Origin of the sequence: Pauljensenia sp. UMB3104 (assembly GCF_030217285.1) — a bacterium.
Lineage (GTDB): Bacteria > Actinomycetota > Actinomycetes > Actinomycetales > Actinomycetaceae > Pauljensenia.
In genome coordinates, this window is record NZ_JASONN010000249.1 from 1 (window position 1) to 285 (window position 285).

Consider the following 285-nt stretch of genomic DNA (forward strand, 5'->3'; position numbering starts at 1 on the left):
GGCATGAAGGCACCGATCGCGGCTTGTAAGGATGGGACCGGGTGCGGGCCAATCGCGTCCGTGCTCACGCGGTTGACGATGATGTCGACCGGAAGATCACGCCCATGTTCCTCCCACCAACGCGCCACGAAGGAGAGGCGGTTGATACCGACGATATCCCCGCGCGCGACGATCACGAGTCGGTCGGCGCGCTCGAGCACCCCGAGGGCAGCGTCGTCACGGTTGGCCCCTCGAGCGGTTTTTTCCAGGGAGGTCGAGGCGACATCAACGACGCAGTAGCGGGCG

General features: G+C 65.6%; 1 pseudogene. It reads right to left on the reverse strand.

Annotation, left to right across the window (positions count from 1 at the left end):
* Window positions 1-285, reverse strand: a pseudogene (locus tag QP415_RS11580) (AAA family ATPase); the annotation flags it as partial.